We start from the raw sequence: 24,416 nt of genomic DNA, 5'->3' as shown, positions 1-24,416 counted from the left end.
GCTTAAAGTCAAGATCAGGTAAAAATGATCTCCCCTTTTCCGGTAGTATTTGGAGCGCACGTCTTTTCTAAGACATTATCTGAATATTTAATCGCTCCAATCCCGCCATATCCGATGAAGCTCAAAACACTTGTTGCCGTATTCCTGCTGATTTCTTTAAACGTTTTTTCTCAGACCAAACTGAGCATTGTTTTTATAGGTAACAGCATCACGCAAGGCAAGGGAGGAGATAACGGCGTGCCGCCACCGACGCACGCGGTCAACTATTTGAAAGAACAAAAAGGCGTCGATGACGTTTTGTATGCCAACGTTGGCCGGAGTGGCTCTACAACGGTCGACTGGCTTCCGGGAACCGGCAAATATTTTACGCTTGCTACCGCAGCAGCCGACAGTTTGTATCTTAAAAAAGACCACCAGCTGTTATTTTCGATGAAATTAGGGACAAATGACAGCGCGATAGAAGGGCCGAACGGATCACCGGTTTCGAAGGAAAATTACAAAGCCAATGTACAAACGATCGTTTCAGAGTTGCTGAAACGGTATCCGGGCAGCAAAGTAATCATTCATCACCCTATTTGGTACAGCACCAATACTTACAATCGTTCGAAATACCTGGCGGAGGGTTTGGAGCGGCTTCAAACTTACATTCCGGAGCTAGACGCGCTGATCGGCGAATACAAAACCACCGAACCCGGTCGGGTTTTTAAAGGCGATACCAAAGCTTTTAAATACTTCAAAAAGCATTATCTCAAACTCTTCAAGCCGGAAAACGGGCAGCAGGGCGTGTTTTATCTGCACCCCAATGTGGAAGGGGTAACGGTACTGGGCGAGTACTGGGGAAAAGCAATCAAGAAAAAGGTACTGTAACCCATGGCATCCCGCGAAACCATCGCGGCCCGGGCGACCGGCGCAGGCGCGCGTTCGTGTGGGGTGTGATGTGTTGAAGATCTTGGATTTGAGGCATAGCCGGCCCGAAGCCTCACCTAATCCTTCCTTACAGGCTTCAAGCCTTTCATCGCCTTCAATCCGATAGCCGGGCTTTGCGCGGGAAGGGACAGCAGTTTCTCTTCCGTTTCCGGCTTAATGTATTCCCGGTAGCCGGCCAGGTAGCGCTCGATGATGAAGTCCTCTTCCCGCTCGAACTGCACCGAGGGTTGGCCGACGAGCGCGGAAATGTTGTACAGCTTTTTGTGCCAGATCAATGCGTTCAGATTGCCATCAAAATGGTAATGGTTTTCAAAGCCACGGTCGAACTTGAAAACGATCGGCTTGCCCGAGTTGGCGAGGAGACTTTCGGGGGTGCCTGTGAGCGTGATGGGGATATAGGTCTTTTTGTCGTAAATAAACCCTCCGTGGGTGTTTTTGATATATTCCCGCATTTGTCGCGGCGCGTCGCCTACCAGCAGCACATCGACGAGCAGGATATGCTCAGTTGAATAAAACTGGCCAGGATTCTGGATTAGCGGGAGTTGGGAGATTCGGATCATGAATGATTATTCCTTGTGTGGGCGTAAAATTAGCTAACATTCCCATTGTCACAATCATCCCCGGAGAGGTGTGAATTGGATATGACATTTTTTGTAAAATCATTTGTTGCAGTAAATCTGGCGGGATATATTGAGCGCAAATAATAGTCACCATGGTAAAAACATACAGATTTATCGCGCTCCTCGGCGATGGTCGCGAAAGGTATAGCGACAAAGAATTGAATGCAGAATGGCCCACCGAGCCGATCGTGATCGATGCATTCGGGTTTTCGGATGTGTACCGGTATTCGGGCGTGGTTTTCCTGAATGAAGAATGGTTTGCGAAGTACAGCAAAACCTGGCGTGATGATACCGCCGAGATTGATAAGCTACTGGTGAACCTGATCAAATACTCAGCCAAAGACGTTCACTCCGAAAACCTGACTAAAATTAAAAGCTACCTGGCTTCCCCGCCCGAAACGGTCGAAGAAGCCGTGGCGCTTTGGAGAACTTTTTATGATCCTTCCTTAAAAACCATTTAGGTCTGGTGCTAATTGCTCCGGTTTATTCTCCGGGTTTCGACCCGGGGAATATTAATGATTAACCATTTTCATAGCACCCTCGCTGTAACGGGCCCCGGTGTCGGGATAGCGGGCTATGAGGGTGTCGATGGTTTTCAGGTCTTCGGCAGAGAGACTTACTTCGAGCGCTCCTGCATTGTCTTCCAGGTATTTGCGCTTTTTCGTGCCGGGGATCGGGATTATGTCGTCGCCTTGCGCGAGAACCCATGCGAGCGCCAGCTGCGCCGGCGTGCATTGCTTGCCCGCGGCGATTTCGGCAAAGCCGCTTACCAGTTTCGCATTGTTGTCGGCCACGTTTTCCTGGTATCGGGGTAGTGAACGGCGAAAGTCGCTCTCTGCCAGCGTGTCGGTGTTCAATGTGTTGGTAACGAGCCCTCTGGCAAGTGGGGAGTAGGGTATAAGTGAAATGCCCAGCTCGCGAACGGTATCGAGTATCGTTCCTTCCACATCACGGGTAATCACCGAGTATTCGCTCTGTAATGCGGCGATCGGATGCACGGCGTGGGCCTTGCGGAGGGATGCCGCAGAGGCTTCGCTCAGGCCGAGGTAACGAACTTTACCTTCCTTCACAAGTTCTGCCATGGCGCCCACCATTTCTTCCACGGGCACATTGGGATCGACGCGATGGGCATAATAAAGGTCGATCGTATCGATTTTTAGTCTTTTCAGACTGTTTTCGACAGCGACTTTCATCCAGGCTGGCGAGCCGTCGAAGTACGCGCCAGCAGAGTTGCGCGGCGTGTTGGCGCTTTCGCCATAGCGGAAACCGAATTTGGTAGCTATAAAAATCTTGTCGCGGTTCGGTACGAGGACCTGGGATATCAATTTCTCGTTTTCGCCATTGGCGTACATGTCGGCCGTATCCCAGAAATTGATTCCGAGGTCGAGGGCGCGGTGTAATGTGGCGATGCTCTCCGTGTCGTCGGTGGGTCCGTAGGCAAAGCTCATGCCCATGCAGCCTAATCCGATCGCGGATAATTTTTCTTCTGTTTTTCCAAGGCTTCTGTATTGCATCTGTTTGTTGGCTATCGGCCGGACGCCCCCGGCTATCAGCGGTGGGCCATCGGCCGGGTGGATGATGTAATTATTCAGAATAGTTCTGACAGTACAAAACTACTTGCAGGCGCTGGCTGGTGCTTTATAGTTTTCAAACAGATCTTTATAAATATCACACAGCTCTGGCGCGTACGTTTCCGGGTGTGAGGCCTGTCTGTTTTTTGAAGAAAATATTGAAATAGGCGGGATATTCGAAGCCAAGGCTATAAGCGATTTCGGATACATTCCAGTTGGTATGGTTAAGCAACGCCTGCGCTTCCTTGGTAATGCGCGCCGAGATATGCTCTGTCGTCGTCTTTCCCGTGATCTCTTTCACCGAACGGTTCAGATGGTTGGCATGTACCGAGAGACTTTGGGCATAATCATTGGCTGTTTTGAGCCTCAATGCATTTTCGGGCGTGTCGATCGGGAATTGCCTTTCGAGAAGCTCCATAAACAACGAAGTGATCCGCGCCGATGCATTGGTCTGGCGTTCAAATGTTTCAGCGGGCTGCATTTTCATCGCTTCGTGGATGATCAGGTGTAGGTAATTGCGCAGCATACCATATTTGTGCGGGTAATCCGACTCGATCTCGGTCATCATCTTTCCAAATATCATCGACAGCTCCTTTTGCTGCTTTTCGTTGACAAAATAGACGGGATTTGCCCCGATTTTGAAGAGCGGGGAATCCTGCAAAAAGTCCTTCCGCTCCGCGGGATGGACGAAAGTTTCCGTAAATAATGTAAACCAGCCAAGCTGCGACTCCGAGATCGCCTCCCACGAATAGGGTACCACCGGGTTGGAAAAAAGCAATGCCGGACGGTCAATCTCGATCCATTTATCGGCATAATGCAGGCGGCCGGTGCCGATGATAAAGGATACTTTATAAAAGTCGCGGCGGCTGTACGGCGTCTTTTTATAACACGAGTTTCTTTCAAACACATTGAAATGTCCGATGCCGGCATTGTTCAGCGACAGGTCCGCCGGATTCGCATGTGGGACGCGACGGTAAAATTCCTGGATAGATTCGGTATGGCTCATAACGCAATATTATAAAATTCAAATAACAGATGCCATTGCGAAAGTTTCAGAAACGCGGGAATTAACTGCTTTTTAATTTCGAAGCAAGTCGCCTTTTATGGAGATTGGACTAGGCGTTTTGTGTTAAAATGGATCACTTGAGTGGTCCGGGCGGTTTTTAATTTTGAATGACTGAATGATTGAATGACAGAATATTTTTCGCTCTAATCAGTCATCATACCCGGCGCCCGGTCAATCATTCAGTCATTTTGTTATTCAAAATTCAGTCATTCAAAATTCACCATGTCCCACCGCAAACCAACCAGTGAACTAACTCCCAGGGCCTTCACGGCTGTGCGGGAGCTTGAAAAGTACGTGGCCTCGACGGGTCTCGATAAGGTGCATTATAAACTGATCAAAATCCGTGCTTCGCAAATCAATGGGTGCGGTTTTTGTCTGGATATGCATGCGCGCGCCGCCCGTGAGATGGGCGTAAGCGAGCAGCGTATATATATGCTGAGCGCGTGGCGCGAGGCGGATATTTATTCAGAAGAAGAAAAGGCGATCCTGGCGCTTACCGAGCAGGTAACGCTCATCAGCCTGGGTGGCGTGAGCGACGTTGTTTACAACCGCGCTGTGGAGCTGCTGGGCGAGGAATATACGAAGGCCGTTGTGATGGGCGTGGTGGCGATCAGCGCCTGGAACCGAATCATGATCACCGATCAGGTGGCCGCCACTGCGGTGGCCGCCATTGCGGTGGGTGTTAATGCACTGGAAAATTATGTTTAATAGTCGTCCCATTCGAATGAGCAGTCAGTCGGAGAAGGCTGACTTACTTAAAAAGCTGCACCATAGCGGCAAAATGCTCGTCCTGCCGAATATCTGGGATGCTGCCGGCGCAATATTGCTCGAAAAACTGGGTTATCCGGCCGTAGCGACGGCCAGCGCGGCCATTGCCGCAGCGCACGGCTATGACGATGGCGAGCAGATTCCCTTTGATCTGCTGGTGGCCATTGTGGCGCAGATCGCCAAATCGGTGAACGTGCCGGTTACGGTGGATATGGAATCGGGTTATGCAGCTGATAACGAGACGCTGAAATCGAATATCCGCCGCCTGATCGCCGCTGGCGTGGCTGGTATAAATATAGAGGATACCGACGTGCTCACGCGCGAAATGTTGCCCGTCGGTGAGCAGGTGGAAAAACTGAAACTGATAGGGCGGGTGGCCGAGCGGGAGAATACCAGGTTGTATATCAATGCCCGCACGGATGTTTTTCTGGTAATGCCCGATTTGCCGGAAGATCAGAAACTCGCGCTTGCGATCGAGCGCGGGCGCGCGTACACGGAGGCCGGTGCTCACGGCATCTACCCTATCTTTGCAACCGAGGAAGAAACGGTCAAAACGCTGGTAAATGCATTGAAGGTGCCTGTAAATATACTGGCAAAAGGCGATGCGCCCGACCTGAATGTGCTTCAAAAGCTAGGTGTGGCACGGGTGAGTTTTGGCCCGAACGTGCACCGTGCGATGTTACTGTCAATGGAAGCGCTGTTGAAAAACGTGAAGGAAAGCCTGAGCCACCGCCCGGTGACAGGGCTGCTCACATGACCAAACTATTATTTTACGTATACCATTGGATCTCCCGGCGGCCGCAACCGGGAGATTTTCTATTTTTAGACCAAAATTAGAAGTTACTTTGTTCCTATATTCAACAAACTTAACCGGTTATCACACTCAGGGCTATGCAGGAAGACATTCTTTTTCAGATCAGCAATAAATTAAAAGAAGTCAGGAAAGGTAAGGGTGTTACCCTGCAGGAGATTGCCGACGAGGCGGGTGTAACGAAAAGTCTGGTTTCTCAGATCGAAAATAGCCGCACTATCCCTTCGCTACCGGTCATGTTGGGGTTGATCAAAGCGCTGGATATCGACCTGAATGTGTTTTTTAAGGATATTATTTCGACCGCCCCCGGCGAAAGTGTGCTGATCCGGCGAAAAGAGGACTACCAGCCTTTCACGAAAGAGAATGCGAAAGGTTACTTCTACCAGAGAATATTCAGCAAACAATTCAAGGATAACCATATCGACGTCGTGCTGCTGCGACTCGAAAAAGACGCGAAGCGGCCGATGGTGCGTACCAACGCGTTTGAGTTCAAATATATGCTGTCCGGGGCGGTGGAGTACACCGTCGGAAAGAACAAGTACATCCTGAATCAGGGCGATTCGATGTTTTTTGACGCCAATGAGCTACATAACCTCAAATGCCACGAATGTGACGAGGCGATGCTGCTGGTTATCTACTTCTTCAACGAGGCGCAGTAGGCCTTACGGAAATCTATTTTGTTAAATATTAATTAACATTTACTTAACTTTTGACTGAATTTGGTTCGCTAGTTTTGCGGTGATGAGGGTTTTGTTATGTCTAATTTTAAATATTAGTTAACTTTTTATTGCACTTAAAAAGATTTTCAAGTATTTTTCAGCTGTAAATCAATGTATGTGTCGGAGTTGAAAGATGTTTAAGTTAAATTTTACTAAACCTTTGAGGCTAAAAGGCCCTGAAACCCGAAAGCCGACAGGGATTGCGAGAAAGTTAAGTATTAGTTCACCAATTATACTAAGTGAAGATGTCGATAGAACTGGTAGTTTTCGATATGGCAGGTACGACTGTCAGAGACAAAAATTTTGTAGGGATCGCGTTTCAGCAAGCCATGCTGTCGCAGGGATATGAAATCGCGATCGAAAATGTGAACCCGCTGATGGGTTACGAGAAGCCGCTGGCGATTAAAATGATGCTGGAAGTGCGCGAGCCCGACAAGTCAAAGATTACCGAAGCGCTGGTAGATGCCATTCACACCCATTTCGTAAACGGGATGATCGATTTCTACAAAACGACCACCGAAATTGCACCGCTGCCGAATGTAGAGGAAACTTTCAGCGCGCTTCGTGAAGAGGGGGTGAAAATTGCGTTGAATACGGGTTTCTCCCGCGACATTGCCGACGTGATTGTAAGCAGACTAGGTTGGGAAGATAAGATAGATTGCCTCGTAGCCAGTGATGAAGTGCCTTTCGGGCGACCTTATCCTGATATGATCCGCAAGATCATGGCCGAACTGGGTATCGAATCGGCTGACCGCATTGCGAAAGTGGGTGATACCGAAGTCGATATTAATGAGGGCATTAATGCAGGCTGCAAATATGTGATCGGGGTTACGACGGGGGCCTTCACCGGTGATGAGCTGCTGCCTTACAAGCCTACCCATATTATCGACGATATTGCGGAGGTTCCCGGCATTATCTCGGCCAGCCACGAAATGGCTGTGAAAGGTTAATTCACTCACATTGATATCTGATTGAAGAGCATGAGTAAATCTGCGATTGTCATCGGGGCAGGAATTGTCGGGTTGGCGACGGCAAGGGCTTTGGCCAGAAGGGGTTATAAAGTAACAGTTATTGAGCGCTCCTCGAAAGCGGTGGGCGCATCTATCCGTAATTTCGGAATGGTATGGCCGATCGGTCAACCGGAAGGTGCATTGTATGAAAGGGCGTTGCATGCCAAGAGTATCTGGAAGGAAACGCTTGCGGGCGCAAAATGCTGGTCGCAGGAAGCGGGAAGCCTGCATATGGCCTACCGTCAGGATGAGCTGGAAGTAATCCAGCAATTTGTGGAAGTAAGTGCGTACCGGCCTGTCGGTTTCCTGAATGCGGAAGAAACGCTGGCGAAATCCCCGGCGGTGAATCCGGAAGGGCTGTTAGGTTCGCTGTATTCGGCGGATGAAATGATCGTCGACCCGCGTGAGGCCATTGCGGCCATTCCGGGTTATCTTACGGCTGCATTGGGTGTTACATTTATCTGGGATACTGCTATTTCAAAAGTGGCGTACCCGGCTGTGTATTCAGGTGAAAATAGCTGGTCGGCGGATGAAATCTTCGTTTGCAGCGGACAGGATTTCGAAACACTTTACCCGGATCAGTTTTCTACCGCCCCATTGACCAAATGCAAGTTGCAGATGATGCGTCTCGAAGCCCAGCCCGACGACTGGCGCATCGGTCCGGCGCTGTGCGGAGGGCTGTCTTTTATCCATTACCACGGATTTAAGGCGGCAGCATCGTTGCCCGGCCTGAAAGCCAGGTACGAAAGCGAATATGCCGAATATCTCAAATGGGGTATTCATGTGATGGCGTCGCAAAACGGCCTTGGTGAGATCACAGTGGGCGATTCGCACGAATATGCCCTCACTTTCGACCCGTTCGACCGTGAATTTATCAATACGATGATCCTCGATTACCTGGGGACATTCGCGCAGTTCAAATCGCCGAAAGTGTTCCAGAGCTGGCATGGTATCTATCCCAAAATGACCAATGGCGCAACGGAGATCGTGATTAGGCCCGAAAGCGGCGTGACGATCATTAACGGACTGGGTGGGAACGGTATGACCCTTTCTTTTGGCCTTTGCGATGAAGTAGTTGGCGGAACTTACCGATCTTGAATCTTAATGCATGTTTGCATGGCAGCTGTACACAACCGAACGGAAGGCGACATAAACTTATCATCCGCGCGCCAGGATTGGTATGCGGTCATTAACGACCCTGAGACTTCCGGTTATCTGCACGAGGATGCGGAATATTTTCTGCACCAGTCGCTGTCTACTCCCTGCCTGGACGTGCTCGCTTCTTGTGAGGGTATTTACCTGACCGACGTGCAGGGTAAGCGCTATATGGATTTTCACGGCAACAATGTACACCAGCTCGGCTACCGACACCCTTACGTGATCGAAAAGTTGAAAGAGCAGCTGGATATCCTGCCGTTTTCTCCTCGCCGCTATACCAATGTGCCTGCCATTGAACTGGCCAAAAAGCTCGGTAAACTCATGCCTGGCGACCTCAACCGCGTGCTCTTTGCGCCCGGGGGGACTTCGGCGATCAGCATGGCTTTGAAACTCGCCCGCGTCGTAACGGGTAAGCATAAGGTTGTGTCGCTTTGGGATTCGTTCCACGGCGCTTCGCTGGATGCGATTTCTGCGGGCGGCGAGCTCGATTTTCGGAAGGATATGGGGCCGCTGATGCCAGGTGTGGAGCGCATTCCGCCGCCGATGACTTATCGCGGACCATTCGCGACGGCCGGCAATGGCGATGTTCCTTATGCCGATTACCTGGAATATGTAATTGAAAAAGAGGGTGATATTGGCGCGTTCGTTATTGAAACAATACGTAATACTGATGTGCAAATCCCTTCGCGAGCCTACTGGGAGCGTGTACGCGCGATTTGCACAAAGCATAAAGTGCTGCTCATTCTGGATGAAATTCCTATCGCATTCGGGCGAACCGGTAAAATGTTTGCGTTCGAGCACTATGGCTTCGAGCCTGATATAGTATGCCTGGGCAAAGGACTTGGCGGAGGCGTAATGCCAATGGCCGCTATTGTAGCGCGAGATGGCTACAATGTGGCCCAAAGTGTTTCGCTGGGGCATTTTACCCATGAAAAAAGCCCGCTCGGCAGTGTGGCCGCTCTGGCAATGCTCGATTTTATTGAGCAAAACGACTTGCTCGCCAAGGTGAACGCCGACGCGGACTTCATGCGTAAGGAATTGGAAAAACTGAAAGACAAATATCCGATCATCGGCGAGGTTCGTGGGATAGGGCTTTTGTGGGGAGTGGAGCTCGTAAAGGACCGCGAGACGAAAGAGAAGGCGGTGCTCGAAGCGGAAACGGTTATGTATGAATGCCTTAAAAATGGTTTGAGTTTCAAGGTGTCACAAGGAAATGTGGTGCAGCTTTCGCCTCCACTGATTATAACCCGCGAGCAACTCACGGAAGCATTGCGGATTCTGGAAAAAGCCATCGAAACGGCTTCGGTTTTGGTATAAAAAACTCAACATTTTGACCACATGCGCCTGAAAGAAGCACTTACTCGATCGAATACGTTTTTTATCATTTGGGCTGTCATCGCTTCGTTCGGGGCATATTTTTGCATGTATGCTTTCCGCAAGCCATTCAATGCGGGGCTTTACCAGGGGCTCGAACTCGGCAACGTGAGCTATAAAGCGATCCTGATCATTTCGCAGGTAGCAGGTTACACGCTGTCCAAGTTTGCGGGTATCAAAGTGATTTCGGAGTTGAAACACAATGCGCGGGTGAAGCTGGTAATAGGGTTGATTCTCGCCGCAGAGCTGGCCCTGTTGTTCTTTGGACTGGTGCCTAATCCTTACAATTTCGTATTCCTTTTTATGAATGGCCTCCCGCTGGGGATGGTGTGGGGCGTGGTGTTCAGCTTTCTCGAAGGTAGGCGGTTTACCGAAATGCTCTCGATGGGGCTCAATATCAGTGTCGTTATCGCGTCGGGGGTTCTTAAAACCACCTACATAGAAGTTCACGCCCTATTTCCCGGTATTACGGAATTCTGGATGCCGTTTTTGATGGGCTTACTTTTCCTGCCGCTGTTCCTGCTGTTCGTGTGGATGCTTTCGGTGATTCCGAAGCCGACAGACGAGGATATTGCCTTACGCACGGAGCGCGTACCCATGACGAGCGAGGACAAGCGGCTGGTCATGCGGCAATTTGGCTTCCCGATCGTCTGCCTGGTTATTTTCTACGCTACGCTCGTCGTCGTCCGCGATTTCCGCGACAATTTCACAATCGAAATCTGGAACGAAATCGATTCGCATTGGGGTAGCGGCGTACTTACCACCACCGAAATGATCACCGGTATTGTGGTGCTCGTAATCATCGGCGCACTAGCATTTGTGCGGGATAATCTGACCGGCTTCAAACTGGCATATCTGATCCTTTTCGCCGGCATTACCCTGATCGGCGTTGGGACGCTGCTGTTCGAGAAGTCGCTGATTAGTGGCTTCTACTGGATGTTGCTGGTTGGGCTTGGGTTGTTTTTGGCATACACCGTGCTGCAAACCGTCGTTTTCGAACGCATGATCGCATTGTTCCGCATTAAGGCCAATGCGGGGTATTTCGTATACATCTGCGAAAGTATTGGTTATATGGGCAGCGTGGGACTGCTGCTGTATAAGGAGTTTTTTATGAAAGACCTGAGCTGGTCGCGGGTGCTGATGCAGTTCTCCTACCTGCAATTCTGCCTCGGGTTGCTGCTGTTGGCGGTGAGTAATAACTACTTCGATAAATATCGCGCCGGCCGTTCGGCACACAAGAGCGGTACGCCTTTCGTAGCTGCATAGCTGCGCCGCAAACAGGGCATAAAAAAAGGAGGTGCAATTGCCCTCCTTTTTAACATCTCAATTTCACCTTTTCAATTTCTGCTATTCTTTATTTGGTCGCTTTCAGATCCACAATGGCTGCTTTCTGAGCCGGTGTTTGCGTTTTATATGGGTTCACTTTCGTCGCTTTCGGTGGTGCCGGAGTTTCTACTATTGGGGTCGATACTGGCAACGTATTCTTGATGGTATTGGTTGATTTATTGTCGTCCGCAAATGCAACTGAACTGGTCAATGCGATAACGCTAACGAGGGTTGTGATCAAAGTCTTCATAGCTCTATTTATTTTTGTTTCTTGTCTTTGTCTTATTTGATGATACAAATATAAATGGTATTTTATGAATAGTAAGGTATTTATTCAATGAGTGATCGAACGGCTACTTGAATGGTTTTTATTGATGATGAGTGATTTAACGGCATTTGTTTTGATTTTATTTTTTGAAATATTCAAATATAACCAAACCTGTTAATGAGATGGTTTTTATTGTAAAAGTACAATATATTTAAAAATTGTGATTGGGAGCGATTTGCTATATTGGCGGCATGGCTAAAATGATCAACCTCAAACCCTTCAAAGAGTTTATACAATCGGAGTCGCTAGGCGGCGTGATACTGATCATCAGCGTGATCGTGTCTCTCCTGATTGCCAACTCATCTTTCGCCGGTGCATTCGAAAACCTGCTGTCTACTCAACTAGGCTTCCAAACCGGAAGCGTCCATTTGCGCTACCCTGCGCTTCAATGGATCAACGACGGGCTGATGGCCATTTTCTTTCTGCTCGTAGGGCTGGAAATCAAAAGGGAGCTGGTGGAAGGCGAACTGTCGTCCTTTAAAAAAGCGGCACTGCCAATTTTTGCGGCAATAGGGGGTGTGCTGGCACCGGCCACGATTTACTTTTTGGTTAATAAAGGCACCAACACGGCGGCGGGGTGGGGCATTCCCATGGCCACCGACATCGCCTTTGCGATTGCGATTATCACACTTCTGGGTAAAAAAGTGCCGGCTTCGCTCAGAATCTTCCTCGCAGCACTCGCCATTGTAGATGACCTGATGGCCATTCTGGTGATTGCTGTTTTCTATTCCTCGGAGCTGCATTACAACTACCTGCTCTATGCGGGAGGAGTTTTTGCGGTATTGATGGCGATGAACCGTGCAGGGGTCAAACACCTGGCGGCCTACCTCATTCCGGGCGCATTCATCTGGTATTTTGTACATCACTCGGGCGTCCACGCGACCATCGCCGGCGTGCTCACGGCCTTTGCGATCCCCACCACGCCCGACGCGCAAGAATCGGCGCTCGAAAAGCTGGAACATATCCTGGTCAAGCCGGTGAACTTTCTCATCATGCCGGTTTTCGCATTAGCCAACACCAATATCACTTTCGAAGCGGGTATGCTCGAAGGCCTCACCACCTCGCTCGGGGTGGGCATCGTGCTGGGATTGGTGATAGGCAAGCCTCTGGGTATCGGTATTCTGTCCTGGCTGACGGTGAAGTTAGGCATCAGCAGTATGCCCAGCCAGGCTGGCTGGGCGCATATTATCGGCGTAGGAATGCTAGGTGGGATCGGGTTTACGATGTCGGTTTTTATCGCATTACTGTCCTTCCCGGGCGAGCACCTGATCCTGTCGGAAGCAAAATTCTCCATTCTTACCGGCTCTATCCTTTCGGGGATATTGGGCTATGTAATGCTGAGCAGCGTGAGCAAAAGGTAAATTCAGCAGCACTTATTCGGACTTACTTTTAACAAGAATGTAATCCAGATCACCGCTTTTGGAAAACGCGCTAATCTGGGTGTATTTCTGGTAGTTGTCCCACGTTTTTACACCGTCCTCGTCGACGTTCGGCACGATATTCTCGTTCAGGTTAAGTAGCCCCAGGATACTTCGGTTTTCGAAAGGGTAGTCAGCCAGCTTGTTCAGTCTGATCTGGTCGGCGATGTCGTTGATGTAGATAATTTCGACCTTTCCGTCGCGGTAGCTGATGCGCGGGCATTTTTCACAGCCGGCTTTTTCATCTGTATAAAAACTCAGGAGTTGGCCTTTGCCGAGAATCGCCGCCACTTCCAGCTCGTTTCGCATGGCAACCTGCGGCAGGTCCAGCGCGACGATGACCGTCGCGTTTTCGTCGTGTTCGTCCAGGACGTAGAATTTGACAAAAATGGCGATGAGTATTACAATGAACGAAATGAATTTCCAGTTCGCCCATTTGCGTCTGACGGAGGTCTGTTCCATGGAGGTGGCGTAGTTTTTGAATAGATAGGGTAAATAACTTTCACACACAACCACGAAATATCATGCCAGACTTTTTGAACCGGATGGTTATCACGCCCGAGCTGAACTACGACCAGCTGACGATCGCCGAGGCGACGCTTATTCAGCAGCAGCTGCGTGGGCATTTAAATCTGGAACCATTACAAATCGAGGCCAAAACGATCGCAGGCGCAGATATTTCACTCGATCTTTACAGTGAGACCGTTTATGCGGGATTGGTGGTAATGAGTTACCCCGACCTGCAACCGATCGCCTATTCACTTGTGAAAAGCAGCACGATATTCCCCTATATTCCCGGTTACCTCGCGTTTCGCGAGATTCCAGCCATTCTGAAAGCCTACGAACAACTTCCTGTGAAGCCTGACATCGTGATGTTCGATGGAAACGGCATTTTGCATGCCCGCAGAATGGGTATCGCTTCCCATTTTGGCGTCATTACCGACGCCATCACAATGGGCTGCGCCAAGAAGAAGCTCGCCGGACAATATGTCGACCCTGGCCCTTCAAAAGGGGAATACACGCAAGTAACCGATAAAGGCGAGGTAATCGGCTACGCGGTACGGACCAAGGACAATGTCAAACCCGTGTTTATCTCACCGGGTCACCAGATGAGCCTCGAAGACAGCCTCACCCTGGCGCTCAAATGTACCGGTAAGCACCGCCTTCCCGAGCCCACGCGCCGCGCACACGAGTACGTGAACCGATTCAGAATTGGAACACTAACCGAAGGTTACCACGAGTTTGATAGCCGGACGCTCTTTTGAGCGGCCCGTGAGGGGAAACAGGGGTGTTACCTGTCGCTCCCGGCGGCGGCGTTATCGCTCCGGTGTCGCCGTTGCTATCGCACTCGGCGTTGCCGCCGCTATCGCTCCGGTGTCGCCGCTGCTATCGCTTCGGTGTCGCCGCCGCTATCGCTCCCGCTCGCCGGTCTCGCCTCCCAAGGTTGAAACCTTGGGTTATTTGAGCGACTTATCGATCTCGTTTAGGAGGTACTTTTTGGGATCGGAATCGTACTCCCAGAACATGACACCGCCAAGTTTATTGGCCAGTACATATTTGCATTTTTCCCTTACTGATTCTTCGTCGTCATAGCTCAGCACATCGCCTGTTTCCGCATTGAGCAGGTAGGGTGCTTTGGCCACGGTGTCGCGGTATTCTTTATAGCCTTTTTTGTTAACCAAACTATCCTTGATGTAGGAATAGCCATCGATGTATTGCTGCTTCACCTGCTTTTGCCCCAACCCTTTTTCGAGCTTCGAGACCGTGAACATCCGGCCGTAGAACGGCAGGCCAACCACTAATTTCTCCATAGGTACACCCGCGGCATGGAAGCCCTTTACAGCATTATCCACCGATTTGGCAGTTTTGTAGCTATTAGAAGGGTATAAGCTCGCGTGGTGAACGGCTGTGTCGCCCTGGAACAAGTCGTAGGTCATCAGGTTTACATAATCCAGGTAACGCTGCGCTTTGCCCATTTCGGTAGCCTTCAGGAATTCTACCCAGCCGGCCACAGCGGTGGTAAGCAGTTTTTTCTTGCCTGTTTCTTCTTCCAACAGGTCGAGCTCGTTGCGGATTGCGTGGAACATCTCGGTGTAGTTCTGCTTGTCCTCGGGACGGAAAACGTTACCGTCCTCACCGGGTAGTGCAGGGTATTCCCAGTCGATATCGACGCCGTCGAGATTGTATTTTTTGATGATTGCCACGCTGCTTTTCGCGAACACTTTACGAGACGAGTCGGTAAGTACCGCGTCGGAGAAGTTCTCACTCCATGCCCAGCCGCCGATGGAAATCAGAATTTTCAGGTCGGGATTGTCGGCTTTAAGCAGATTAAGCTGGCGGAAGTTGGTCGTGTCGGTTTTTTCATTGCTGAGGAATGCCTTGCCATCTTTAATGTCGACAAACGCGTAGTTAATGTGCGTCAGCATTTTGGCTTCAATATTGCCGGTGTTCAATAAGCCGTGGAAACCGCCGACATAACCTATCACCACAGGGCGGTTCGTGGAATCCGACGAGCCTTCATCTTTTTTGTCGGACGAGCAACTGTTCAGCACCAGCAAAGGGGCAATGAGGAGCACCATCAGCAAAGCGATGCCAATGTTTTTTTGAGCGGGAGTCAGGCGCATGGTATTAGTTTTTGTTTGAAGGCTTAAATTAAGCACACCTGCAAATCATCTCCTAATCCTGCGCGGGGAGCGAAAGCTTTTGTAAAGCCTTATTGAGGTTAATACCCTTGCCCAGCACGCCTTTGAAGAGGTCGCCTTTCTTTTCGAGCCGGTCGAAGATATTCTTGATCGTGAAATCCTTTGGGCTCAGGCCATGCGCTACTTCACTCCATTCGAGGGGTGTGGAAACGGTGGCGCCCGGTTTCGGGCGGGCACTGTACGCGCATGCGAGTGTCTGACCAATGCGGTTTTGCAGGTAATCGACGTAAATCTGGTCTTTTCTGCGCTTCGAAAGCGACCTTTCCAATGTGGTAATCTTCGGTAGGCGTTCGGTGACCATGTGCGCCAGCATTTCGGCGAAGTCGCGGGCCTGGTCATAGTCGTATTTTTTGCCAAATGGAATGTAAACGTGCATTCCGCTCGCGCCGGAAGTTTTGCAGAAGCCTTCGGCATCCATTTCGTCGAGGAGTTGCTTGATGGCCAGCGCCACGTCGATCACATCTTCGAATGTATTCTTGTCGGAGGGGTCGATGTCCATGACGATATAATCCGGATTTTCCAGCTTGCCCACGGTCGAGTTCCAGGGATTCATTTCAATACAGCCCAGATTGGCAACATACAGCAGGCTTTCTACATCGTTGACCACGTGGTAGTTCACCATTTTTCCGGTCGACTCAGCTAATATTTCCACAGTTTTGATCCATTCCGGCACCGAATCGCCGGCATCTTTTTGGAAAAAACCTTCGTCTTTTACGCCATTGGGCTGCCTACGCAGCGAGAGCGGCCGGTTTTTCAAATAAGGTAAAATATAGGGCGCGATGTTACGGTAATAGTCGATCAGCTCGCCTTTCGTAATATGTTCGTCCGGCCAGTAAATTTTTTCCGGATGCGTGATCTCTGCTTTCTTTTTCATGATGCTTTTCTTTTAGGCGCGGTCAGGCTTTCCTTCAACTGTGCCATCAGATCGCGGCTTTTCGAATGAACAACCTTCATTTTGGAAGCAGCCGGTTTTTTGCCTTTCGCTTTGGCCATGATCAGTTCCAGCAATTTCTCATTGTAGGTGTCCTTGTAATTCGCAATGTCGAAGTCGGTGGTAAGCTGCTCGATGAGTTGCACGGCCATATTCATTTCGGCGGGCTTGATCGTCACATCGGGGATATTCAGCTCGTCGGTGTCACGGATCTCCTCTGCGAACCGGATTTTGTTGAGGATCAACAAGTCTCCCTGCGGCTTGATGAGTACGAGGCTTTCGCGGTTGCGGAGCACGTAGGTACCGAGGCCGCATTTACCGGTTTTTTTCAATGCGTCGCGGAGCAATGCGTACGGTTTCGCGCCCGATTTTTCGGGTTGTAGGTAATAGGGGGTCTCATAATATATACTGTCGATCTCTTTTTCGTCCACAAACTCCGCTATTTCGATGATCTTCGATTTTTCGGGACTGGCCTTTTCAAAATCGGTTTCATCGAGTACCACGTAATTGTCTTCGACTTTGTAGCCACGGACGATATTTTCCCACTTCACTTCCCGGCCCGTGTTGGCATTCACGCGCTGGAAATGGATATTAGCGTGGTCTTTTTTGTCCAGCATATCGAGGTCAAGCTCGCTGGCTTGCACTGCGCTGAAAAGTTTGACGGGGATATTCACAAGGCCGAACCCGATCGCCCCGGACCATATTGCTCTCATATTTCTTTCGGTTGAAAGTGGTTGATGAGCAAAATCCGTGCCTTTATCAGACGAGGCGTGTGCCGTCATGCGATCAAATTGATAATACTTCCTCAAAAACGGACAACCTGCGCGCTTTTTGAAGGCCATTTTGCGTAGCACCGGTAAATTTTTTTAAAAAGTTGGCAAAATGCTTGTAATCAATTGTTTGGATTTATATCTTCCTTAAAAGTTACTACGTAAGCCTCCCCAAGTTATCCTTATACGTTAGTTGGATTCCGTAATCTGGCATATTTCTTTAATATGTGCTTCGCGAAAACAATTCCACAACAAGACTAACTCTTAAATCGGATATAAATATGGTAGCGACACTAGGTAACAACCCAGCGAAAAACTTGAAACCCGGCGCAGTGCTTACCGTCACGGGTGCCGGATCTGAATCGGAAGCCCAAAGAGAAGTGGCTGATTTTCTACAATTGAGTAACCGGAGCGACCTTGGCTATTTCCTTATTTCAAAGGATTATTTCCTGCTCTACCTGAAATCGGGAAGTTCGATTAGTGGAATTGCGTAAGCGTTAACTTTTCATTTTAAGAAGGACATGGTACAGAAGGGTACATTCAAATTGCTTGGGCAAAAGCTCATTAATATTATCATTCACAAAGAAGACGTTCTTAGGATTGCCCCTAATAAAAGAGGACAGGGGTGCATTATTTATCTCAAAAACAAAGTTCCCTACACAGTTAGCGAAAGCGAAAAAGAGGTGCAGAAGAAACTGAATTGGGTCGCAGCATGATCTTCGGTCTGTTGCCATGAAAATAAGAGCGGGCTCCGGTGTATAACCGGGGCCTTTTTGTTGGCGGTCGACTTAAATTCCCCCTTCCCCGAACCCAGCTGCAAGGTTCCGTGTTACCCAAACACCGAAATTTCCCACACCACAAAATCCATGTCCAAAAAGACTTATTTTTTCCTGATCCTCATTCTGGGGAGCCTGACTGCGCTTGGCCCTTTTTCAATCGATATGTACCTGCCGGGTTTTCCGGCCATTGCGCGTGATTTGAATACTACTGCTGCGAAAGTTTCTCAGTCACTATCCGGCTTTTTTGTCGGTATTTCGCTGGGCCAGCTGCTTTACGGGCCGTTACTCGACCGGTTTGGGCGAAAAAAACCACTATTTATCGGGCTGACGGTCTATATTCTCGCCTCGGCGGGCTGTTCGGTAGCGGTCACGATCGAGCAATTGATCCTGCTCCGCGTGATACAGGCGATAGGCAGCTGTGCGGCGACAGTGGCTTCGGTAGCGATGGTGCGCGACCTGTTCCCGGTGAGCGAGAGCGCCAAAGTGTTTTCACTTTTGCTGCTTGTCGTAGGATTTTCACCCATGATCGCCCCGACGGCCGGCGGATATGTTACCGATGCATTTGGATGGCACGCCGTATTTATCATTTTGACGATCATGGGCGTGGCTATTCTCGCGGCAACCGCGTTATGGCTGCCCGACAGCTACAAACCCGATAAAACGCTCTCTTTGAAACCGAGGCCGATCATTATGAACTTCCTCGAAGTATTTAGGGAACCTCAGTTCTACACCTACGCCATTACGGGCGCCATTGCCTTCGCGGGGCTGTTTGCCTACGTGTCTGGCTCGCCGATCGTGTTCATGGAGGTTTTTCATGTTGATGGGAAAGTATATGGCTGGATTTTCGCGTTCCTGTCGGTCGGCTTTATTGGTTCGGGGCAGATCAATACTTTAATGCTGAGAAGATTTTCCAGCGAACAGATCATCAATGTGGCGCTGATATGTCAGGCTGTGATAGGCCTTACCTTTCTGGCCGCCGCATTAACCGACTCGCTTACACTTACCTCCACACTCGTATTTCTGTTTCTGTTCCTTTGCTGCGTAGGCTACACCTACCCGAACGCGGCCGCGCTCTCGCTCGCACCGTTCACGCGTAATGCTGGGAGCGCGTCGGCTTTGATGGGCGCATTTCAAATGGGCGCTGGTACGCTGATCTCCATTGCGATCAGTTTGTTCGATGAGCCTTCGATTATTCCCATGGTGACGGCCATGGCAGGTTCGGCTACGCTCGCGCTGATTGTGCTGGTGATTGGCAGGCGGTTCATCACCGACAAGGTAGAAGTGCAACAGGGAGCCGATGCCGGTGTGATGCATTAAGCGGCCGGTTTATTTAATTTGTAAATGGATTACTTCAAGCGACTACTCGAATTACTCAAAGTTGAAAGGGAGGAAGACAAGCAATCGTACCAGCGATTGATCGAACGGTCTTCTGTTTCCGAACGCCGTGCCAGCGGGCTGGCGTGGTATCCAATCGCGATCCGCGGCCAGGAAATGAGCCGCGGCGATTACCTTACCGTGGAAGTAGAACGCACCACGCATCAAGACCTGCCGCATCAGTTGCGGTTCGGGATGCCGGCGGTTTTATTCAGTAATCATGAACCTAAAAAAGACCGCGTCGAGGGGGTAATCTCACACCAGGGCGGTAACCGGCTGAAAATCACATTGCGCACCGACGAACTGCCCGAATGGTCGCGCGACGGTAAGTTGGGTATCGACCTGCTTTTCGATGACAATAGCTACGACGAAATGCAGTCGGCATTAAAAGCGGCGGATTCGCTTGGTTCGTCGGATAAAGAGGGGCATTTGATCAAAGTGTTGACGGGCGAGAAAGCGCCGTCATTTGATCAGGACATTTACCCTGTTACTTTACCCAAGTTGAACCCTTCGCAGCAGCGTGCCGTGCAGCAAATCCTTTCCGCGCAGGAGCTCGCGGTCGTGCACGGGCCTCCGGGCACGGGTAAGACCACTACTTTGGTGCAGGCGGTCAAGGCATTGGTTAAAAAAGATAACAGGCCCGTTCTCGTAGTTGCTCCGAGCAACACTGCTGTGGATCTGCTCAGTGAAAAATTGAGCGAGGAAGGCCTGAATGTGCTGCGGGTCGGGAACCCGGTGCGCGTTTCGGAGCGATTGTCGGCATTGACTCTGGATAGTAAAATGGCGCTGCACGCCAGTGTCAAGGACATTAAGGCATTGAAAAAGCAGGCCAACGAGTACAAAAACATGGCGCACAAGTACAAGCGCCATTTCGGGAAAGCCGAGCGCGACCAGCGGAAAGCATTGTTCGATGAGGCGCACCGCATTATGAAGGACGTCGCAAATATGGAGCAGTACATTATCGATGACCTCCTTACCAAAACGCAGGTGGTGACGGCTACGCTCGTGGGCTCCAACCATTTCACCGTCCGGAATATGAAGTACCGCACCGTTGTAATCGACGAGGCAGGGCAGGCGTTGGAACCGGCGTGCTGGATACCGATCCTGAAAGCAGAGAAAGTGGTATTTGCCGGCGACCATTTGCAGTTGCCTCCGACGATCAAGTCGGAAGACGCGGCCAAAGGTGGACTGAGCACTACGCTGCTTGAAAAATGCGTGGCATTACACCCGGAATCGGTGGTGTTGCTGGAAGAGCAGTATCGTATGAATGAAGTGATTATGGGTTATTCGTCCAAAGTTTTTTATGAGGATAAGCTCAAAGCCCATGAATCGGTAGCGGGCCGTGTACTGTTCCCCGGCGAGGCGCCGCTGGCATTTATCGATACCGCCGGGTGTGGTTTTGATGAAAAACTGGAAGGTACCAGCTCCACCAACCCGGAAGAGGCCGTATTCCTTTTCAAGCATTTGACACAACTCGCTGCGGAATTTGCAGCGGTTAATCCAAATCGGGAAGATTTCCCGAGCATCGCCATTATATCGCCTTATAAAGAGCAGATTAACATTCTAAAAGACCAGCTCGCGCATACGGCCGATCTGAAACCCTATCTCGACAAAATAGCCGTCAATACGATCGATAGCTTCCAGGGGCAGGAGCGGGATATGGTGTACATCAGCATGACCCGCAGCAATGCCGAAGGGCAGATCGGCTTCCTCTCGGACATTCGCCGCATGAACGTGGCCATGACGCGTGCACGTAAGAAACTCGTTGTGATCGGCGATAGCGCGACGCTTTCGGTGTTGCCCTTTTATGAAAATTTCATAGCCTATGCCGAGGGTTTGAATGCCTATCAGAGCGCCTGGGAGTTTTCGGATTTGTAATTATGTGATGAGCGGATTTTCTTTTCAAAGCAACCGGATTAACTTTAAAAGCATCTAGCTGACACAAAGACATTCATCCGACTTGCTCAAAACCGTATGCTTAGACAGTATCTTCTTGCGTTTTGCCTGGCCCTTGTCACTTCTTTTACAGCTCTTGCGCAGGCACCGGCAAGCGGGATAAAGGGTTTAATTAAAACAAAAAAAGGTGAACCGCTACCATTTGCCGCCATTATCGTCAAAGGCACGAGTGTCAGTACTATTTCAAATGAGGAAGGCCAGTACCAGCTCGATCTGAAACCGGGATATTATGAAGTGATCTTCCAATACCTGGGCTACAAAACCGGTCAGAAAAACTTTACCGTCGAGGAGAAAATGCAAACCTTCGACCTCACGATGGAAGAGCAGGCGCTTAACCTCGGGGAGGTTCGCATCGGCGCCCGGGACGAAGACCCCGCGTACACCATTATGCGGAGCGCCATTGCCAAAAGCCGCTATCATTTCCTGCAAGTGGACAGTTACACGGCCAAGGTATATTCCAAATCGTCGTTTGTGATCACCGACCTGCCGATGGAATTCCTTTATAAAAAGGAATTGAAGGAAATGGAAAAGGAGGCCAATTTCAAAAAGGGTGTACCCATGCTGAATGAGACAGTTTCGGAGGTGACGTTCCGCCAGCCCAGCGTGTACAAACAGCGGGTGGTGGCCACGCGGAGCAGCATGGACAAGAATATGGCCGATCCGAATATGTACCTCCTGGCCAGTTTCTACCAGCCGGAAGTTGTGAAGGCCGTTTCGCCGCTTTCGCCGCGTGCATTCGCCTACTACAAATTTGAATACCTGGGTGCGTTCCGCGAGAATGGTATTGAAGTCAACAAAATCAAGGTCACGCCGCGCAACTGGGGCGAGGGTGTTTACCGTGGCACAATCCAGATCATCGAGGGCGAATGGAGCATTTACAGCCTCGATCTGCAAACGGTCAATACCGGTTTTCGGCTCGATATCAAGCAGGTTTACAGCCCGGTGCAGGGTGTGTGGATGCCGGTTAACCAGCAATTTCACGTGCAGGGAGGCATTTACGGTCTGAAAGGAAAAGGCGATTTCGTGATCTCTCAGTCGTTCACGAATGTGAAGGTCAATCCCGCATTCAAACCGGATATCGTCGTGATCGATGACAAGAAATACGCCGAGGAGGCCAAGAAAGTGCGGTTGACCGGCCGGGAGATCAAGACACAGAGTATGGAGCAGGTGGTGAGCAAACAGAAAGAATTTTCGGCCAAAAACCTGCGGAAAATGATGAAAGAGTATGAAAAGCAGGACCTTAAAGAGAAAGAGAAGAAAGGAGAGGATATTGATTTGAGAATGAGCCGGGAAGATTCAACGCAGGTGGATTCAATGGCTACCAGGCGGACGATGGCTTTTTGGGACTCGTTGCGGACGGTCCCGCTTACCGTGGCCGAGGTGAAAAGCTACACGCGGCTCGATAGTCTGGTGATCACCCATGAAGGATCTGAAAAACAGAAGGATAGCTTGAAAGCCAGCAAAGGCGATACAACCAAATTGAAGAAGGGAAGCAAATTTGGTTTCGGAGACTTGCTGACAGGGCATAATTTCCGCCTGGGCAAGGAAAGCCCTTTCCGGCTGGATTACATCGGGCCGTTGCCGGGTGTGCAGGTAAATACGGTAGAAGGATTGGTACTGAATGGTGCCGGGCTGAAATTGCGGCACTTGGGCGGGCGCAAGAAGACTTCAGGCAAGTCTGGTGTAGCCAGGAATGGTCAGGAGTGGTCAGTAGGTGGGCTGACGCGTTATTCGTTTGGGAGGAATAAATTGCTTGCGACAGGCGTGGGCGATTATGGCTGGGGGCGCAATGCGATCAGCATTTCCGGTGGGCGGGGCATTGCCCAGTTCAACGGTGAAAGTCCGATGCACCCGTTGCTGAATACGCTTACGACCCTGTTTCTAGAACAAAATTTTATCAAAGAATATCAGAAAGATTTCCTGCGGGTCGATTTCAAGAACAGCCAGGAAAATGAGCATTTTGAAATAAAAGCGAGCATAGAATACGCCGATCGCTCGGCATTGCCCAATCTCGAAAAGACCTCGCCCTACCGATGGATCGACTGGAAACGGCGGGAGTTTACTTCCAATATCCCTGATAATTCAGAAAATAGGACCGATGCGGCCGTGTTGCCTCCGCCGATGCAAGCCCACCAGGCACTGACAGTCGGTATTGCTGCTTCGTACAAGCCCTGGCAGAAATACCGTACGCGTAGCGGCAAGACATCCTATTATGACGACGATTCGCCGAAGTTCTCGGTCAATTATCGCAAAGGAATTCACAATGCATTCGGCAGCGATGTGGATTTCGACTTTGTGCAGATCGGCATCCAGCATGGTTTCGAAACCGGTATCCGAAGCAAGCTGCGTTACAAGCTGGCGGCTGGTTCATTCCTGAACAAAAATGCCGTTCAATTTCCCGACTACCAGCATTTCGCAGGTAACCGCTTTTTCTTCCAGCTCGGCGATCCCGTCGGCACCTTCCGCATGCTCGATTACTACAAATACAGTACTTCAAAGGAATTCTTCGAAGCCCATGTCCTCACCGAGCTCCGCCAGTTCCTGTTAACCCAGATTCCCTGGTTTCGTATTCTAGGTGTGAAGGAAAATTTCTTCCTGCATTACCTCGCCACGCCGGATTCGGACAATTATGCTGAGCTGGGCTACGGCTTGGATATTGGCATTCGCTTCCCGCTGCGCGTGGAGGTGGTTAATAATTTTGAAGGGTTTAAATATAAGAGTACCGGGTTTAGGGTGGGGACTACGATGAATATTGGGTGGGGGAAGAATTAAGGTTTCCAACTTTTTAGGAATCCATTCCCAAAAAGT

Annotated in this window: 23 protein-coding genes; 15 read left to right on the top strand and 8 right to left on the bottom strand. The window is 50.1% G+C overall.

Annotated elements, in window-relative coordinates; genetic code table 11:
* The first annotated feature begins 114 nt into the window (after positions 1-114).
* Complete coding sequence (locus tag IEY24_RS23895; protein WP_188936855.1) at positions 115-867, top strand: GDSL-type esterase/lipase family protein; 753 nt, start codon at positions 115-117, stop codon at positions 865-867.
* 116 nt (positions 868-983) lie between these two features.
* On the opposite strand, the gene IEY24_RS23890 is transcribed toward IEY24_RS23895, so the two are convergent.
* Positions 984-1,487 carry a hypothetical protein gene (locus IEY24_RS23890; RefSeq protein ID WP_188936853.1) on the bottom strand — a complete coding sequence of 168 codons (504 nt, stop codon included), beginning with the start codon at positions 1,485-1,487 and terminating at the stop codon, positions 984-986.
* Between the two features lie 152 nt (positions 1,488-1,639).
* On the opposite strand from IEY24_RS23890, the gene IEY24_RS23885 reads away from it, so the two are divergent.
* Complete coding sequence (locus IEY24_RS23885) at positions 1,640-2,008, top strand: hypothetical protein (RefSeq protein ID WP_188936851.1); 369 nt, start codon at positions 1,640-1,642, stop codon at positions 2,006-2,008.
* A gap of 51 nt (positions 2,009-2,059) precedes the next feature.
* Here the strand turns inward: IEY24_RS23885 and IEY24_RS23880 are convergent, their stop codons facing one another.
* Together IEY24_RS23880 and IEY24_RS23875 are read right to left on the bottom strand one after the other, a co-directional pair.
* Complete coding sequence (locus IEY24_RS23880; protein ID WP_188936849.1) at positions 2,060-3,061, bottom strand: aldo/keto reductase; 1,002 nt, start codon at positions 3,059-3,061, stop codon at positions 2,060-2,062.
* A gap of 154 nt (positions 3,062-3,215) precedes the next feature.
* Positions 3,216-4,124 (bottom strand): helix-turn-helix domain-containing protein, encoded by a 909-nt coding sequence (locus IEY24_RS23875; RefSeq protein ID WP_188936847.1) that lies wholly within the window; start codon positions 4,122-4,124, stop codon positions 3,216-3,218.
* Positions 4,125-4,406: 282 nt separating this feature from the next.
* Between IEY24_RS23875 and IEY24_RS23870 the strand changes: the two genes are divergently transcribed.
* The 7 genes from IEY24_RS23870 to IEY24_RS23840 all read left to right on the top strand — a co-directional run bounded on the left by IEY24_RS23870 (position 4,407) and on the right by IEY24_RS23840 (position 11,290).
* On the top strand, positions 4,407-4,892 hold the full coding sequence (locus tag IEY24_RS23870; RefSeq protein WP_188936845.1) for a carboxymuconolactone decarboxylase family protein: 486 nt from the start codon (positions 4,407-4,409) through the stop codon (positions 4,890-4,892).
* 16 nt (positions 4,893-4,908) lie between these two features.
* Positions 4,909-5,709, top strand: coding sequence for an isocitrate lyase/PEP mutase family protein (locus IEY24_RS23865; RefSeq protein ID WP_188936842.1), 801 nt, complete (start codon positions 4,909-4,911; stop codon positions 5,707-5,709).
* A gap of 134 nt (positions 5,710-5,843) precedes the next feature.
* Entirely contained in the window at positions 5,844-6,422 is a 579-nt protein-coding gene (locus IEY24_RS23860; protein WP_188936840.1) for a helix-turn-helix domain-containing protein, read from the top strand.
* Positions 6,423-6,727: 305 nt separating this feature from the next.
* Positions 6,728-7,432, top strand: a complete 705-nt coding sequence (locus IEY24_RS23855; protein ID WP_188936838.1) for an HAD-IA family hydrolase — start codon at positions 6,728-6,730, stop codon at positions 7,430-7,432.
* A 30-nt stretch (positions 7,433-7,462) separates the two neighbouring features.
* Positions 7,463-8,590 carry a TIGR03364 family FAD-dependent oxidoreductase gene (locus IEY24_RS23850; RefSeq protein WP_188936836.1) on the top strand — a complete coding sequence of 376 codons (1,128 nt, stop codon included), beginning with the start codon at positions 7,463-7,465 and terminating at the stop codon, positions 8,588-8,590.
* A gap of 18 nt (positions 8,591-8,608) precedes the next feature.
* On the top strand, positions 8,609-9,967 hold the full coding sequence (locus IEY24_RS23845) for an aspartate aminotransferase family protein (RefSeq protein WP_188936834.1): 1,359 nt from the start codon (positions 8,609-8,611) through the stop codon (positions 9,965-9,967).
* A 21-nt stretch (positions 9,968-9,988) separates the two neighbouring features.
* Positions 9,989-11,290, top strand: coding sequence for a DUF5690 family protein (locus IEY24_RS23840; RefSeq protein WP_188936831.1), 1,302 nt, complete (start codon positions 9,989-9,991; stop codon positions 11,288-11,290).
* 88 nt (positions 11,291-11,378) lie between these two features.
* Here the strand turns inward: IEY24_RS23840 and IEY24_RS23835 are convergent, their stop codons facing one another.
* Positions 11,379-11,600, bottom strand: coding sequence for a hypothetical protein (locus tag IEY24_RS23835; RefSeq protein WP_188936829.1), 222 nt, complete (start codon positions 11,598-11,600; stop codon positions 11,379-11,381).
* Between the two features lie 269 nt (positions 11,601-11,869).
* On the opposite strand from IEY24_RS23835, the gene nhaA reads away from it, so the two are divergent.
* Positions 11,870-13,039, top strand: a complete 1,170-nt coding sequence (nhaA, locus tag IEY24_RS23830) for a Na+/H+ antiporter NhaA (RefSeq protein WP_188936827.1) — start codon at positions 11,870-11,872, stop codon at positions 13,037-13,039.
* Positions 13,040-13,051: 12 nt separating this feature from the next.
* Here nhaA and IEY24_RS23825 read toward each other — a convergent pair whose 3' ends face one another.
* Positions 13,052-13,558, bottom strand: coding sequence for a hypothetical protein (locus IEY24_RS23825; protein ID WP_188936825.1), 507 nt, complete (start codon positions 13,556-13,558; stop codon positions 13,052-13,054).
* A gap of 62 nt (positions 13,559-13,620) precedes the next feature.
* Between IEY24_RS23825 and nfi the strand changes: the two genes are divergently transcribed.
* Entirely contained in the window at positions 13,621-14,361 is a 741-nt protein-coding gene (nfi, locus tag IEY24_RS23820) for a deoxyribonuclease V (RefSeq protein ID WP_229222955.1), read from the top strand.
* 192 nt (positions 14,362-14,553) lie between these two features.
* Here the strand turns inward: nfi and IEY24_RS23815 are convergent, their stop codons facing one another.
* From IEY24_RS23815 to ku, 3 genes are read right to left on the bottom strand one after another with little or no spacing between them, the layout of a single operon-like run.
* Positions 14,554-15,720 (bottom strand): glycoside hydrolase family 18 protein, encoded by a 1,167-nt coding sequence (locus tag IEY24_RS23815; protein ID WP_188936823.1) that lies wholly within the window; start codon positions 15,718-15,720, stop codon positions 14,554-14,556.
* Positions 15,721-15,772: 52 nt separating this feature from the next.
* Positions 15,773-16,672, bottom strand: coding sequence for a non-homologous end-joining DNA ligase (ligD, locus tag IEY24_RS23810; protein ID WP_188936821.1), 900 nt, complete (start codon positions 16,670-16,672; stop codon positions 15,773-15,775).
* Positions 16,669-17,442: a non-homologous end joining protein Ku gene (gene ku, locus IEY24_RS23805; RefSeq protein ID WP_188936819.1), complete on the bottom strand. Its 774-nt coding sequence runs from the start codon at positions 17,440-17,442 to the stop codon at positions 16,669-16,671. The genes ligD and ku overlap by 4 nt, the downstream gene beginning before the upstream one ends.
* A 338-nt stretch (positions 17,443-17,780) precedes the next feature.
* On the opposite strand from ku, the gene IEY24_RS23800 reads away from it, so the two are divergent.
* The 4 genes from IEY24_RS23800 to IEY24_RS23785 all read left to right on the top strand — a co-directional run bounded on the left by IEY24_RS23800 (position 17,781) and on the right by IEY24_RS23785 (position 24,380).
* Positions 17,781-17,993, top strand: a complete 213-nt coding sequence (locus IEY24_RS23800; protein WP_188936812.1) for a hypothetical protein — start codon at positions 17,781-17,783, stop codon at positions 17,991-17,993.
* 372 nt (positions 17,994-18,365) lie between these two features.
* The gene (locus IEY24_RS23795) at positions 18,366-19,595 is read left to right on the top strand and encodes a multidrug effflux MFS transporter (RefSeq protein WP_188936810.1); all 1,230 of its coding nucleotides are present in this window, start codon (positions 18,366-18,368) and stop codon (positions 19,593-19,595) included.
* A 24-nt stretch (positions 19,596-19,619) separates the two neighbouring features.
* The gene (locus IEY24_RS23790) at positions 19,620-21,530 is read left to right on the top strand and encodes an AAA domain-containing protein (RefSeq protein ID WP_188936808.1); all 1,911 of its coding nucleotides are present in this window, start codon (positions 19,620-19,622) and stop codon (positions 21,528-21,530) included.
* Positions 21,531-21,626: 96 nt separating this feature from the next.
* The gene (locus IEY24_RS23785) at positions 21,627-24,380 is read left to right on the top strand and encodes a DUF5686 and carboxypeptidase regulatory-like domain-containing protein (protein ID WP_188936806.1); all 2,754 of its coding nucleotides are present in this window, start codon (positions 21,627-21,629) and stop codon (positions 24,378-24,380) included.
* Positions 24,381-24,416 lie beyond the last annotated feature (36 nt).

The organism is Dyadobacter endophyticus (assembly GCF_014641595.1).
GTDB lineage: Bacteria > Bacteroidota > Bacteroidia > Cytophagales > Spirosomataceae > Dyadobacter > Dyadobacter endophyticus.
This window is presented reverse-complemented; position numbering and strand designations above follow the sequence as displayed.